Below are 13,142 nucleotides of genomic sequence, written 5' to 3' on the forward strand. Positions count from 1 at the left end.
GGCTCGCCGGTCCCGGCTCGGCGCTTGCGCGCCGTCCGGGAAGACGCGGGGAGAGGATTGCGTCCGGGAGGGCGCACGGAGGCGGACGAGCGCGGAAGGGCGCGCCGTCCGGAAGGGCGAAACGCGAGGGCGGTGTGCCGTCTCGGCTGCTCTGGGAGCCAATGGGCACCGGGTCGCGCTAGCGCGCGCCCGGTGTGACGGCGAAGGGTGGGGTGACCGGCGCGTGCTTGCGCGCGACCGGGGGTGACCTCCGAGATGGGGTGAGGCCGTGCCTCCCCCACGGAGGTCATCCCGGCCGCAGGCGAAGCCGGAGAGCCGGGAACCAGAGGTAACCCCGGCGGGTGCTTGTCGCTTCATCCTCTCCCTGGCGCGGTCCTCAAGCGCTGATGCGCCGGGCGGGGCGCGACTCATTACGCTTCGCGAAAGGTTAACGCGACCCGGTCGATTTTGCCGGTCTCCTATCGCATTTCGCCACGATAAGCAGCGGAAAGTCCGCGACTTTTACCCTTTCCTAACGCGCGTTAACCACTCGTTTACCATCTGGCGGGCAAAAATTGCCTACCGGCCATCCGGGGAGGCTTTTCCATCCCCCTCATCCCCAAGGAGCCGCCCTGGGTGGCCCGGTCTTTTCAGAGGTTTTCCGCGACAGCATCGACGGGTGGGCACGTGAACGGACTTGCGGATCTTGTGAAGACACTCGGCCCGGCCAGGCTTGGCGCGATGGGCGCGGTGGCGGCGATCCTGGTGGGCGTGTTCGCCTTCATCATGCTGCGGGTGACCGCGCCGCAGATGACGCCGCTCTATACGGACCTGACCTTCGAGGATTCCTCGGCGATCATCTCCCAGCTCGACAGCCTGGCGATCCCCTACCAGATCCAGAACGACGGCGCGACGCTGCTGGTGCCGCAGGCCGACGTGTTCCGCACCCGCATGCGGCTGGCCGAACAGGGCCTGCCGCTCGGCGGCTCGGTCGGCTACGAGATCTTCGACAAGGCCGACACGCTGGGCTCGACCAGCTTCGTCCAGAACATCAACCGGACGCGGGCGCTCGAGGGCGAGCTGGCCCGCACCATCCGTTCCATCGGCCGGATCAAGTCGGCCCGCGTCCATCTGGTGATCCCGGAGCGGCGCCTGTTCCAGCGCGACGCGCAGCCGCCCTCGGCCTCCATCGCCCTGTCGGTGCGCGGCGAGCTGGACCCCGGACAGATCCGCGCGATCCAGCACCTGGTGGCAACCGCCGTCGAGGGGCTGCAGCCGAATTTCGTCTCCATCGTCGACGAGACCGGCCGCTTGCTGGCCAGCGGCGCCGGCGACCAGGGCGAGGGGTTCCTCGCCTCCTCGCTGCAGGAGCGCACCCAGTCGATGGAAGCGCGGCTGCGCAGCCAGATCGAGGAAATCCTCAACTCGGTGGTCGGTGTTGGCCGCTCGCGGGTGCGGGTGGCGCTGGAACTCGACCACACGCGGATTTCCGAGACCCAGGAGACCTTCGATCCGGACGGCCAAGTGGTGCGCTCGACCCAGTCGCGCGAGGAGAACTCCTCGACGACCGGGCGCCAGGGCGGCGTCACCGCCGCCAACCAGGTGCCCGGCGGCGACCAGCAGACCGGCGAGGCCGGCAACCGCGACATCGCCAACCAGTCCGAGGAGATCGTCAACTACGAGATCTCCAAGTCGGTGAAGACCGAGGTGATCGAGGCGGGCGGCATCCGCCGGCTCTCCGTCGCGGTGCTGGTCGACGGCGTCTATGCCCCCGACGCCGGCGGCGACATGGTCTATGCGCCGCGCACGGAGGAGGAGCTGGCACGGATCCGCACCCTGGTGCAGTCGGCGGTCGGCTTCGACACCCGCCGCGGCGACACCGTCGAGGTGGTCAACCTGCGCTTCGCCCAGTCGCCGCACGGGATCATCGGCGAGGAGGAGAAGGGCCTGTTCGAGTTCACCCGCGCCGACCTGATGCGCTTCGTCGAACTCGGCGTGCTGTTCCTGATCGCCCTGCTGCTGACGCTGTTCGCGGTGCGCCCGCTGGTCAAGCGGATCCTGGCCAAGGAAGAAGAGGCGATGCCGGTGCTGCTGGGCGCCGACGGCCAGCCGCTGGAGCCGGCGATGCTCGCCGACCATTCCGGCCAGTCCGGCCTCGGCGAGGGCGAGAGCGACGGCCCGCCGCGCATCGAATGGCTGGAGGCGGCGCAGGCGCAAGGCGCGATGCAGGTCGCCACCATCGCCAAGGTCGGCGCGCTGATCGACGAATATCCGAACGAGGCAGTCGGGATCATCCGCGGCTGGATGAATGAGGCAGCATGAGCATCGCAGGCAGCATCCAGTCCGCCCAGGGCACACATCTGACCATCAGCGCGACCGGCAAGGAGCGCGAGCTGAAGGGGGTCGAGCGCGTCGCCGTGCTGCTGCTGGCCCTCGGCGAACGGCACGGCCGGCGCATCTGGGAACAGCTCGACGAGATGGAGGTGCGCGAGGTCTCCGCGGCGATGTCGCGGCTCGGACCGGTGACGCCGAACATGCTCGACGAGCTGTTCATCGACTTCGTGCGCAAGATCTCCAGCAACGGCGCGCTGAACGGCAATGTCGACGTGACCGAGCGGCTGCTGTCGAGCTTCCTGCCGCGCGAGCGCGTGTCGCTGATCATGGAGGAGATCCGCGGGCCGGCGGGCCGCAACATGTGGGAGAAGCTCTCCAACGTGCAGGAGAACGTGCTCGCCAACTACCTGAAGAACGAATACCCGCAGACCGTCGCCGTGGTGCTGTCGAAGATCGAGCCCGACCATGCCGCCAAGGTCCTCGGCATCCTGCCGGAGGAGCTGGCGCTGGAGGTGATCTCGCGCATGCTGAAGATGGAGGCGATCCAGAAGGAGGTTCTGGAGAAGGTCGAGCAGACGCTGCGGGTCGAGTTCATGTCGAACCTGACCAACACCTCGCGGCGCGACAGCCACGAGATGATGGCGGAGATCTTCAACAATTTCGACCGCCAGACCGAGGCCCGCTTCCTGGCCGCGCTCGAGGAGGAGAACCGCGACTCGGCCGAGCGCATCAAGACGCTGATGTTCACCTTCGACGACCTGATGAAGCTGGACGCGGGAAGCTGCCAGACGCTGCTGCGCAACGTCGAGAAGGATCGCCTCGCCATCGCGCTCAAGGGCGCGTCGGAGGCGGTGCGCGAGTTCTTCTTCTCCAACATGTCCTCGCGCGCGGCGAAGATCATGCAGGACGACATGGAGGCGCTGGGGCCGATCCGCCTGCGCGACGTCGACGAGGCGCAGTCCGGCATGGTCGCCACCGCCAAGGATCTCGCCGCGAAGGGAGAGCTGATGCTCTCCAAGAGCAAGGGCGACGACGAGATCATCTACTGAGCGGCCTGAACGATGACGACAAGGATGGCGAGCACGCACATGAAGGTTCACCGCTTCCTCTTCGACCGCAATTTCGCGGCCATCGAGCTTCCCGACGAGGAAGAGGTGGAGGAGATCGTCGAGCCGGCCGAGCCGACGATCACGCTGTCGGAGCACAAGGCGCTGCTGGCGATCGCCGAGCAGGCGGCGTTCCAGCGCGGGCGCGCCGAGGCGCTGGGCGAGCAGCAGCAGAGCGAGGAAGGCCGCCTTGCCGACGAGGCGGGACGGCTGGCCGAATCGGTCTCGGCGCTGATCGGCCAGCTCGACGTCGAGCAGGCCCGGCACGAGAAGGACGCGGTGGCGCTGGCCTTCCTGGTGGCGCGCAGGATCTGCGCCCATCTGATCGCCCGCGAGCCGCTCGGCGAGATCATCGCGCTGATCTCGGAATGCCTCGGGCCGCTGCGGCGGGCGCCGCATCTGGTGATCCGGGTGCGCGACGGCGACATGGCCGAGTTGAAGCGGCGGCTCGATCCGCTGGTCGCGGAAAAGGGCTTCGACGGGCGGCTGGTGCTGCTCGGCGAGCCGGACATCGCCGCCGGCGACTGCCGCATCGAATGGGCGGATGGCGGCATCGTGCGCGACCGCAAGGCGATCGAGCGGCAGGTCGACCAGGCCGCCAAGCGCTATTTCGAGGGCCGGCGCGCCGGCAAGGGGCACAGAGCGGCCCTCAACCAGGAGGCCGCCGAGGGGCGGAATGACGGATGAGCGATCCCAACGAGATGCAGGAAACCGGCTTCCAGCTCGCCGACATGGAGGCGCAGGAACCCCATCGCGAGGTCGAGCGCGACCATTCGCAGGCGCGCAGCGCCGCGGACCTCGAAGCCGTGTTCGACGTGCCGGTGCAGATCTCGGCCGTGCTCGGCCATTCTCGCATGCATGTGTCGGAACTGCTGCGGCTGGCGCCGGGAACGGTGCTGAAGCTCGACCGCAAGGTCGGCGAGGCGATCGACATCTATGTCAATGACCGGCTGGTGGCGCGCGGCGAAGTCGTCCTCGTCGAGGACAAGCTCGGCGTGACCATGACGGAAATCATCAAGTCCGATCGCTGATCGGAAGGAGAAGACCCATGCGACTGTTGATCGTCGGCACGCTCGAAGGCCAGTTGATCACCGCCTCGAAGATTGCCATGGACCGCGGCGCCTCGGTCACCCATGCGGCGACGATCGAGGAGATGCTGAAGGTGCTGCGCGCCGGGCGCGGCGCCGATCTCGTGATGGCCGATGTCGGCCTCGACATTGCCGACCTGATCGAGCGGCTGGAGGGCGAACGCTTCCACCTGCCGGTGGTCGCCTGCGGCGTCAAGACCGACGCGAGCGCGGCGGTCGGGGCGATCCGCGCCGGCGCCAAGGAATATATCCCGCTGCCGCCGGACCCGGAGATGATCGCCGCCGTGCTGGCGGCGGTGGCGCGCGACCAGTCGAGCATCATCTATCGCGACCCGGCGATGGCCACCGTGGTGCGGCTGGCCGAGCAGATCGCCCCGTCCGACGCCTCGGTGCTGGTGACCGGCGAGAGCGGCTCGGGCAAGGAGGTGATCTCCCGCTACGTGCATGCCCGCTCGGCCCGCGCCAACCGCCCGTTCATCTCGATCAACTGCGCGGCGATCCCCGAGCAACTGCTGGAATCGGAGCTGTTCGGCCACGAGAAGGGCGCCTTCACCGGCGCCATCGCCCGGCGGATCGGCAAGTTCGAGGAGGCCAATGGCGGCACGCTGCTGCTCGACGAGATCTCCGAGATGGACGTGCGGCTGCAGGCCAAGCTCCTGCGCGCGATCCAGGAGCGGGTGATCGACCGGGTCGGCGGCGGCAAGCCGGTGCCCGTCGACATCCGCATCATCGCCACCTCCAACCGCGACCTTGCCGAGGCGGTGCGCGCCGGCACGTTCCGCGAGGACCTGCTCTACCGGCTCAACGTCGTCAACCTGAAGCTGCCGCCGCTGCGCGAGCGGCCGACGGACATCATCGAGCTGGCCTCGCATTTCGTCGAGCGCTACGCCCGCGAGAACGGCGTGCCGCGCCGGCAGATCTCGGAGGAGGCGCGGCGCATGCTGCTCGCCAACCCATGGCCGGGCAATGTGCGCGAGCTGGAGAACACCATGCACCGGGCGGTGCTGCTGGCGATGGGCGAGGAGATCGACGTCGACGCCATCCGCATGCCGGATGGCAGCCCGATCGCCCGCGTCGCCAGCCCCGATGCGCGGCTCGCCGCCGATGTGGCGGCCACCGCCGAGGCGATCAGCCGGGCCCTGGTCGGACGCACCGTCGCCGATGTGGAGCGCGAACTGATCCTCGACACGCTGGACCATTGCCTCGGCAACCGCACCCATGCGGCGAAGATCCTCGGGATCTCCATCCGCACCCTGCGCAACAAGCTGAACCAGTATGCCGACGAGGGGGTCGATGTCCCCGGACCCGGCGAGGCGCGGATCGCCGTCGCCTGAGGGCGGAACGGGTCGGGTGACGGCCGGCTCCGGCCGGCGGGTGCGATGAAGGGCATGGCATGAGCGATGTGACGGTGAGCGGGGGCGAGGGCGCCCCAGGTCGTTCCCAGGGTGTGAGCCAGATCTCGGCGGCGGCTTCGGGCGCGGCGGGGGGCGTGACGGGCGGCGGCGGCTTCCGCCTGCCGGCGGGCATGCCGACGCTGGCGGCGATGTGGGATACGGTCCGGCGCGGCGACATCGCCCTGGCGCTCGGCGTCATGATCATCCTGGTCGTGCTGATCCTGCCGATGCCGGCAATGATGCTCGACCTGTTCCTGGCGATCTCGATCATCTTCTCCGTGCTGATCCTGATGACCGGCCTGTTCATCCAGAAGCCGCTGGAATTCTCGTCCTTCCCGACGGTGCTGCTGATCGCCACCATGTTGCGGCTGGCGCTGAACCTTGCCTCCACCCGCCTGATCCTGGCCAATGGCCACGAGGGCACCCATGCCGCCGGCGAGGTCATCCAGGCCTTCGGCAACTTCGTCATGGGCGGCAATTTCGTCATCGGCCTGATCGTCTTCGCGATCCTGGTGATCGTGAACTTCGTCGTCATCACCAAGGGTTCGGGCCGTATCGCGGAAGTCGCGGCGCGCTTCACCCTCGACGCGATGCCGGGCAAGCAGATGGCGATCGACGCGGATCTGTCGGCCGGCCTGATCGACGAGGCGACCGCCCGCCGCCGCCGCCGCGAACTGGAGGACGAAAGCTCCTTCTTCGGCGCCATGGACGGTGCCTCGAAATTCGTGCGGGGCGATGCCATCGCCGGCCTGCTGATCACCTTCATCAATGTCATCGGCGGCATCATCATCGGCGTCGCGCAGATGGACCTCAGCTTCTCGCAGGCAGCCGCGTCCTACACGCTGCTGACGGTGGGCGACGGCCTCGTCTCGCAGATCCCGGCGCTGATCGTCTCCACGGCGGCCGGCCTGCTGGTGTCGAAGGCCGGTGTTGCCGGCTCGGCCGACAAGGCGCTGGGCCAGCAGCTTTCCGGCTATCCCAAGGCGCTCGGCATGTCGTCCTTCGTGATGGTGACGCTGGCGATGCTGCCGGGCATCCCGATGCTGCCGTTCCTGAGCCTTGCCGGTCTTGCTGGCTATCTCGCCTATCGCTCCAGCAAGTCGCAGACGGTGGCGGCGGAGGAAGTGCGCATCGCCGAGGTGGCGGCGGCCGAGCCACCGCCACCAAGCGAGCCGCCGGTGACGGATTCGCTGAAGATGGACGAGCTGCGCATCGAACTGGGCTATGCCCTGCTGTCCCTGATCAACGGCCAGAGCGGGGAGGGCGACCAGCTCACCGAGCAGATCAAGGCGCTGCGCCGCCAGCTCGCCGCCGATCTCGGCTTCGTGATGCCGCCGGTGCGCATCCTCGACAACATCCAGCTCGGCGCCAACGACTATGTCATCAAGGTCAAGGAAGTGCCGGCGGGCAACGGCCAGCTCTTCCCGAGCCACTACATGGTGATGGACCCGAGCGGCGGCCAGGTGAAGCTGCCGGGCACCCATACGACGGAGCCGACCTTCGGCCTGCCGGCGACCTGGGTCGAGGGGCAGTATCGCGAGGACGCGGCGCTGCGCGGCTATACGGTGGTCGACCCGGCGACGGTGCTGGCAACGCACCTGACCGAGACGATCCGCGGCAATGTCTCCGAACTGCTGACCTATGCGGACGTGCAGAAGCTGCTGAAGGAAATCACCGGCGAGCAGGCGAAGCTGGTGGAGGACATCGTGCCGGGGCAGATCACCGTCTCCGGCATCCAGCGGGTGCTGCAGGCGCTGCTGGCCGAACGGATCTCGATCCGCGACCTCGGCACGATCCTGGAAGGCATCGCCGAGGCGACCGGCTTCACCCGCAACCCGGCGACCATCGCCGAGCATGTGCGCTCGCGGCTGGCCCGGCAGATCACCGCCGCCAACCAGTCGCCCGGCGGCTATCTGCCCTTGATCGCGCTGACGCCGCAGTGGGAACAGGCCTTCATCGAGGCGATCGTCGGCGAGGGCGAGGAACGCTCGCTGGCCATGGCGCCGTCGAAGCTGCAGGACTTCGTCCGCCTGGTGCGCGACGCCTTCGAACAGGCGGCGCAACTGGGCGAGGTGCCGGTGCTGCTGACCTCGCCGCAGACCCGGCCCTTCGTGCGCTCGATCGTCGAGCGGTTCCGCGCCCACACGACGGTGATGAGCCAGAACGAGGTGCATGCCCGCGCGAGGCTGAAGACGGTCGGAACGGTGTGACGATACGGCGGGCACCCGGAGCCCCGCGGGCGCCGAACAGCGTTTTTTGAAACGAAGTGTCGGGGGAACGTCGGGGGAATCGGCGCTCAGACCTTGATGTCGACGCCTTTGGCCTTTTGCTCCTCGATGGTGCCGAGGGCCTTGTCGATGGTGTCGGCCTGCTCCGCCAGCTTGGCCTTGGCTTCCTTCTTGACCCGGGCCGCGACGTTGTTGAACAGCATCTCCGTCGCGGTCTGGGTCTCGCTGACGCCGACGGCGAAGAGGTTGGCACCGATCGCGTTCTGCCGCTCGAGCATCTCGGTGCGCTGGCGCTGCTTGGTTCTCCATTGCTGCATCTGCTGATAGGCGGACAGCTTCTTGGTGCTGCCGAAGCCGCTGCCGATCCTGCTGCCTGATGTCTTGCCGATGAGCGACATGGTGACGGAGTGCGATCCCTGATGCTTGGCCAAAGCCAGAGTTGCTGTGCCGAAAGACCTCTCCAGTGTCCCAGCCGGGGGTTAACAATTCCTTAGCGACGCGCTCTGCCGCAGCGGCAGCCTGTTGCGAAATGCAAGCGAACCGGCCGGCGGGCGGGTCAGGCCGGCACCTGCTGGGTGATGCAATGGATGTTGCCGCCGCCGAGCAGGATTTCGCGCCCCGGAACGCCGACGATCTCGCGGCCCGGAAACAGCTCGGCGAGGAGGGCGGCGGCCTCGCCGTCGTGCCGCTCGTCGAGCAGCGGAAACACCACCCGGGTGTTGGCGATGTAGAAATTGGCATAGCTGCCGGCCAGCCGCTCACCGGCACTGCGCACCATGCCGGTGTCGCCGGCGGCGATGCCGGCGGCCTCCTGCGCGCTCATATTGAGCGGGCCGGGCATCGGCAGGCGAATGACGCGCAAGCGGCGGCCGCGCGCGTCGACGCAGGTGGAAAGCAGGTCGAGCGCCTCCGCCGAGCGCTGGTATTGCGGATCGCCCCTGTCGTCCGTCCAGGTGAGGGCGACGGTGCCGGGCGCGCAGACATGCAGCAGGTTGTCGACATGGCCGTCGGTCTCGTCGAGATGAACGCCGCGCGGCAGCCAGACGACGGCGGTCGCGCCGAGCCAGTCCTTCAGCCCCTGTTCGATCTCTGCCTTGGTCATCTGCGGATTGCGGCCCGCCGACAGCAGGCATTCGGCGGTGGTGAAGACGGTGCCCTCGCCATCGACATGGATGGCGCCGCCCTCCAGCACGAAGGGCGCGCGGTAGCGCTGCACCCCCTCCACCTCGGCGACATGCGCGGCCATGGCATCGTCCCGGTCCCAGGGCGCATAGAGGCCGTTCGCCGCGCCGCCCCAGGCGTTGAAACGCCAGTCGACCGCGCGGACCTCGCCGCCCGGACCGGTCAGGAAGGTCGGGCCGATGTCGCGCATCCAGCAATCGTCGGAGGGAATGTCCAGAATGCGGATGCCGGCGGGCAGCAGCGCCTGCGCGCTCGCGCGCCCCTCAGCCGAGGAAACGGTGACGGTGACCGGCTCGCTGGCATGGATCGCGGCGGCAACGGCGGCGAAGGCGCGGCGCGCCGGGGCGGCGCCCTCGCGCCAGTTGTCGGGCCGCTCGGGCCAGGCCATCCAGCAGCCGGAATGGGGCGCGAACTCGCCGGGCATGCGGAAGCCTTCTGCGGAGGGGGTGGCGGCGGGGGTGGTGGCAAGGGGAGCCTGCGGCATCACGGGTCCTGCGATAGGGCGAGGGCGTGGGCGAGCCTATCGCAAGGTGCGCCGCAGGCCAACGCGAGGCGCTTGATCGTTGCCGCCGGAGCGGGTACCTCAAGCCGTGCCGCATCGCATTGCGCAAGGAGCGAGTATGTCGTCGTCGATCACTGTTGACCTTGCGGGCTACACCGACTTGCCGGCCGGCAAGGTCGCGACCATCGTCACCTATCTGGAAATGCGCGCCCGGCCGCTGGCGCGGCGGGCCGAGCGGCCCGACCTGTCGCTGGAGCGGATCGAGCGGCCCGACCCGGCCGAATATCGCGCCCTGTTCCGCCGGATCGGCGACGACTGGCTGTGGTTCGGCCGGCTGACGATGGGCGATCAGGATCTCGCCGCGGTGCTGACCCGGCCGGGATACGAGGTCTATTTCTGCCGCAAGGCGCGCGAGAGCGCGCCGGTCGGCCTGCTGGAACTCGACTTCACCGATCCGGCCGAGGTGGAGCTTGCCTATTTCGGGCTGGTGGCGGAGGAGATCGGCAACGGCGCCGGGCGCTGGCTGATGAACGAGGCGCTGTCGCGGGTGTGGTCGCGGCCGCAGACGCGGCGTCTCTTCGTGCATACCTGCACCGCCGACAGCCCGCAGGCGCTCGGCTTCTACCGGGCGAGCGGCTTCACGCCCTACAAGCGGGCGATCGAGATCGCCGACGACCCGCGCCTGGCCGGCGTGCTGCCGCGCGAGGCGGCAGGCCATGTGCCAGTGATCGCGCCGGTGATCGAGGGCGAGTGAGGCCGGATCAGGCCGTCATGCGGATGACGGCGGCGCCGGTCGCCCGCAAAAGATCCGACGCAGTTGTGGCAAACACCGCATTTGGTGCGCCCGCAGCCGCCCAGATGCCTTCGAATCGGGTAAGATCCTCGTCGAGATAGACCTTGACCGGCGCCAGATGGCCGATCGGGGCGACGCCGCCGATGGCAAAGCCGGTGCGTTCGCGCACGGTGCGCCCGTCGGCGCGGCCGAGCTCCTCGCCGATGCGCTGGGCGACGGCGGCTTCATCGACCCGGTTGGAGCCGCTGACCAGCAGCAGGACGATCTCGCCGCTGGATTTGCCGAGGAAGACGAGGGACTTGCAGATTTCGGAGACGGAGCAGCCGCAGGCCTTGGCCGCATCCTCCGCCGTGCGGGTGGAGGAGGGCATGTCGCGGATGTCGATGGTGAGGCCGGCCTCAGCGGCGGCCTGGCGGACACGGTCTGTACTGCTGATTGCCATGGAGAAGACTTAATCTCCGTTAACTATAACTCGTTGTTTGTCCGTGGACGACTCGCGAACGACTGCCCACGATGCTGCGGTTAATGCCTGTCTATGGTACAGGTTTTATTAAGGGTTCGTTTACCTCGCTCGAATCGGAATCATGATGCCCAGAACGCGTGACAATGTCGTACCGCACGCCAAGGTGCGCAGCCTTCGGGAGGCCATCCGGAAGGTCAAGTTCGCCGAGGTCGAGCGCACCGATGTGGTGGTGGAGTTGCAGGAATCGGAGCGGGCCCGTCTGGAACTCCTCGCCGAGGAGCTGCAGGACGTCTTCAAGGAAGTGCCGGAGGACGACGACCAGTTCTCCTTCCAGATCGTGCCGGGCAACCTGCCGCGGCTGTGGATCGACATCACCAGCCACGTAGCCATGGGCCGCGACAAGCGCACCTATCGCTTCCTGAAGGACACGAGGCTCGGCCGCACCGTCATCCTCGAGACGACCGAACTCGACGACATGGCCGACTGCATCACCGAATATATCGCCGAGCGGGTGCTGGAGCGCGAGCGGGCGGTGGAAGGCGACTGGCTGAACAAGCGCCTGAAGGAGGCGCCGCGCACGACGCAGCCGGAGGCCGCCGTGCAGCCGCAGCCGGCCGCCCAGCCGGTCAGCGTGCCGACGGTGCGCGGCCTGTGGGGACCGTTCGCGGCCTTCGCCATCGGCATCCTGGTCGGCGTCGCGGCGCTGGTCGGCTATGCCTGGTTCGCCAATCCCCTGAACTGACTTTTCTTCACCAGAGACAGGCCGGCGGAAAAGCCGGTGCCCGGTGCCTGGTGCCCGGGACGCGGCCTTGCGTCAGCCGGGGATTTTCAGTTCGTGGCTGGCAAGGCTGACGATCTCGGCCGGGTCGTGCCTGTGGGCATCGGCGTGGAGGCCGCGCTCCTCCATCCGGCAGTGCCAGGCGCCGGGGCTTCCCGAGATGGAAAAGAGATTGTAGCGGGCCGCCGGGCGCTTGTGGCCGGGAGCGTTGGAGGCCGAGGGCACGCCGATCACCGGCACGGGGCCGTTCGGTCCCTCGATCTCGCTGCGGGTGGCAAGGTGGGTGTGGCCGTGCAGCACCAGTTCGCAGCCGGAGCGCTTGACGGCGGCGCGCACGCGCGAGGCATCGGTGAGGCGCTTGTTCCACGAGGTGGCGCCGCGCTGCGGCGGATGGTGGATCAGCAGCACGCGGAAGACGCCCTCCTCGCCGAGGCGGCCGAGATGATCGCGCAGGCGGCGGGACTGGCCGCTGCCGAGCCGGCCGGTGGCGAACCACGGGCCGCTGGCTCTTGCGCTGGAGGCGCCGACAAGGGCGATGTCGCCGCGGCGGCGGAGGAAGGGAAAGCCGGGCTCGGCCGGCGGGTCGCCGACCATGTAGGGACCCCAGGCATGCACCGCGCGGCGCAGGGCGCCGGGCACATAGGCGTCGTGATTGCCGGGCACCACGGTCAGCTCTTCCGGCAGGCCGAGCGCGTCGAGCCAGTGGCGGGCCGCCGAAATCTCCAGGTCGAGCGCGATGTTGACGAGGTCGCCGGTGACGGCGATGTGGTCGGGGACCTGCTGGCGGACATCGTCGAGCAGCAGGTCGAGCCAGGTCGCCGTCATCGAGCGGGCGCGCGAACGGTGCCAGTTGAGATAGCCGAGCACCCGCTTTGACACGAGATCGCGAAGCCGGGCATCGGGCAGGGGACCCAGATGCGGGTCGGAGAGATGGGCGAGGCGGAACATGCGCCCACATCAGGAACAGGAGGGCGGGCGGTCAAGCAAAAAGCGCCGCGGAGGATCCGGGCGCTTCCATCCGTCCCTTGCGGACGGTGCTCACAAAGGCTCCGCGGCGGCGCGATGCGCGCCCTGCCGGGAGGCCTGTCAGTTGCTGCTGAACGTGGTCAGCACCGCGGCGATGCGCGGGTTGGTCAGGTCGACCGCCGGGCGCCAAACGAAACGGCGACGGGCGAAGGCCGGGAACAGGGCCGAGAACATGGATCTCTCCTTCGAGACGGCGGCTTGGAGACGGGCTGGGTCCGGCGCTCGGGTCTTGAGCTCTTGTCCGGGTGCCGCTCCTTCGGCCGCGATGG

12 protein-coding genes are annotated in these 13,142 nt (G+C 68.6%); 8 read left to right on the forward strand and 4 right to left on the reverse strand.

Going from position 1 to position 13,142, the window contains the following annotated elements:
• The first annotated feature begins 666 nt into the window (after positions 1–666).
• The 6 genes from fliF (at position 667) to flhA (ending at position 8,111) form a co-directional block, all read left to right on the forward strand.
• On the forward strand, positions 667–2,301 hold the full coding sequence (fliF, locus tag TSB10P1A_RS06900; protein WP_186387176.1) for a flagellar basal-body MS-ring/collar protein FliF: 1,635 nt from the start codon (positions 667–669) through the stop codon (positions 2,299–2,301).
• Positions 2,298–3,362 (forward strand): flagellar motor switch protein FliG, encoded by a 1,065-nt coding sequence (gene fliG, locus TSB10P1A_RS06905; RefSeq protein WP_186387177.1) that lies wholly within the window; start codon positions 2,298–2,300, stop codon positions 3,360–3,362. Before fliF ends, fliG begins: the two co-directional genes overlap by 4 nt.
• Before the next feature lie 24 nt (positions 3,363–3,386).
• Entirely contained in the window at positions 3,387–4,106 is a 720-nt protein-coding gene (locus TSB10P1A_RS06910) for a FliH/SctL family protein (RefSeq protein ID WP_208987030.1), read from the forward strand.
• A gap of 44 nt (positions 4,107–4,150) precedes the next feature.
• Positions 4,151–4,450 carry a flagellar motor switch protein FliN gene (gene fliN / locus TSB10P1A_RS06915; protein WP_244293028.1) on the forward strand — a complete coding sequence of 100 codons (300 nt, stop codon included), beginning with the start codon at positions 4,151–4,153 and terminating at the stop codon, positions 4,448–4,450.
• A 17-nt stretch (positions 4,451–4,467) separates the two neighbouring features.
• A complete protein-coding gene (locus tag TSB10P1A_RS06920; RefSeq protein WP_186387180.1) occupies positions 4,468–5,841 on the forward strand; it encodes a sigma-54 dependent transcriptional regulator in 1,374 nt (457 codons plus the stop codon).
• 191 nt (positions 5,842–6,032) lie between these two features.
• Complete coding sequence (gene flhA, locus TSB10P1A_RS06925; RefSeq protein WP_244293029.1) at positions 6,033–8,111, forward strand: flagellar biosynthesis protein FlhA; 2,079 nt, start codon at positions 6,033–6,035, stop codon at positions 8,109–8,111.
• 86 nt (positions 8,112–8,197) lie between these two features.
• Here flhA and TSB10P1A_RS06930 read toward each other — a convergent pair whose 3' ends face one another.
• Together TSB10P1A_RS06930 and aguA are read right to left on the reverse strand one after the other, a co-directional pair.
• A complete protein-coding gene (locus TSB10P1A_RS06930) occupies positions 8,198–8,527 on the reverse strand; it encodes a hypothetical protein (RefSeq protein ID WP_186387182.1) in 330 nt (109 codons plus the stop codon).
• A 158-nt stretch (positions 8,528–8,685) separates the two neighbouring features.
• A complete protein-coding gene (gene aguA, locus TSB10P1A_RS06935) occupies positions 8,686–9,795 on the reverse strand; it encodes an agmatine deiminase (RefSeq protein ID WP_186387183.1) in 1,110 nt (369 codons plus the stop codon).
• Positions 9,796–9,931: 136 nt separating this feature from the next.
• Here aguA and TSB10P1A_RS06940 point away from each other — a divergent pair, with 136 nt between their 5' ends.
• Positions 9,932–10,567, forward strand: a complete 636-nt coding sequence (locus TSB10P1A_RS06940) for a GNAT family N-acetyltransferase (RefSeq protein ID WP_186387184.1) — start codon at positions 9,932–9,934, stop codon at positions 10,565–10,567.
• A gap of 7 nt (positions 10,568–10,574) precedes the next feature.
• On the opposite strand, the gene TSB10P1A_RS06945 is transcribed toward TSB10P1A_RS06940, so the two are convergent.
• Complete coding sequence (locus TSB10P1A_RS06945) at positions 10,575–11,048, reverse strand: YbaK/EbsC family protein (RefSeq protein WP_186387185.1); 474 nt, start codon at positions 11,046–11,048, stop codon at positions 10,575–10,577.
• A gap of 145 nt (positions 11,049–11,193) precedes the next feature.
• Here TSB10P1A_RS06945 and TSB10P1A_RS06950 point away from each other — a divergent pair, with 145 nt between their 5' ends.
• Entirely contained in the window at positions 11,194–11,811 is a 618-nt protein-coding gene (locus tag TSB10P1A_RS06950) for a hypothetical protein (protein WP_186387186.1), read from the forward strand.
• Between the two features lie 72 nt (positions 11,812–11,883).
• Here TSB10P1A_RS06950 and TSB10P1A_RS06955 read toward each other — a convergent pair whose 3' ends face one another.
• On the reverse strand, positions 11,884–12,795 hold the full coding sequence (locus tag TSB10P1A_RS06955; protein ID WP_186387187.1) for a metallophosphoesterase: 912 nt from the start codon (positions 12,793–12,795) through the stop codon (positions 11,884–11,886).
• Positions 12,796–13,142: the final 347 nt, after the last annotated feature.

It is taken from the genome of Stappia sp. TSB10P1A, assembly GCF_900185725.1.
Taxonomy (GTDB): domain Bacteria; phylum Pseudomonadota; class Alphaproteobacteria; order Rhizobiales; family Stappiaceae; genus Stappia.

What these genes read in the sequence shown, in the direction of transcription:
- fliG (WP_186387177.1), top strand. Translation starts at nt 2,298, where the DNA reads ATGAGCATCGCAGGCAGCATCCAGTCCGCCCAGGGCACACATCTGACC.
- TSB10P1A_RS06910 (WP_208987030.1), top strand. Translation starts at nt 3,387, where the DNA reads ATGGCGAGCACGCACATGAAGGTTCACCGCTTCCTCTTCGACCGCAAT.
- fliN (WP_244293028.1), top strand. Translation starts at nt 4,151, where the DNA reads ATGGAGGCGCAGGAACCCCATCGCGAGGTCGAGCGCGACCATTCGCAG.
- TSB10P1A_RS06920 (WP_186387180.1), top strand. Translation starts at nt 4,468, where the DNA reads ATGCGACTGTTGATCGTCGGCACGCTCGAAGGCCAGTTGATCACCGCC.
- flhA (WP_244293029.1), top strand. Translation starts at nt 6,033, where the DNA reads ATGCCGACGCTGGCGGCGATGTGGGATACGGTCCGGCGCGGCGACATC.
- TSB10P1A_RS06930 (WP_186387182.1), bottom strand. Translation starts at nt 8,527, where the DNA reads ATGTCGCTCATCGGCAAGACATCAGGCAGCAGGATCGGCAGCGGCTTC.
- aguA (WP_186387183.1), bottom strand. Translation starts at nt 9,795, where the DNA reads ATGCCGCAGGCTCCCCTTGCCACCACCCCCGCCGCCACCCCCTCCGCA.
- TSB10P1A_RS06940 (WP_186387184.1), top strand. Translation starts at nt 9,932, where the DNA reads ATGTCGTCGTCGATCACTGTTGACCTTGCGGGCTACACCGACTTGCCG.
- TSB10P1A_RS06945 (WP_186387185.1), bottom strand. Translation starts at nt 11,048, where the DNA reads ATGGCAATCAGCAGTACAGACCGTGTCCGCCAGGCCGCCGCTGAGGCC.
- TSB10P1A_RS06950 (WP_186387186.1), top strand. Translation starts at nt 11,194, where the DNA reads ATGCCCAGAACGCGTGACAATGTCGTACCGCACGCCAAGGTGCGCAGC.
- TSB10P1A_RS06955 (WP_186387187.1), bottom strand. Translation starts at nt 12,795, where the DNA reads ATGTTCCGCCTCGCCCATCTCTCCGACCCGCATCTGGGTCCCCTGCCC.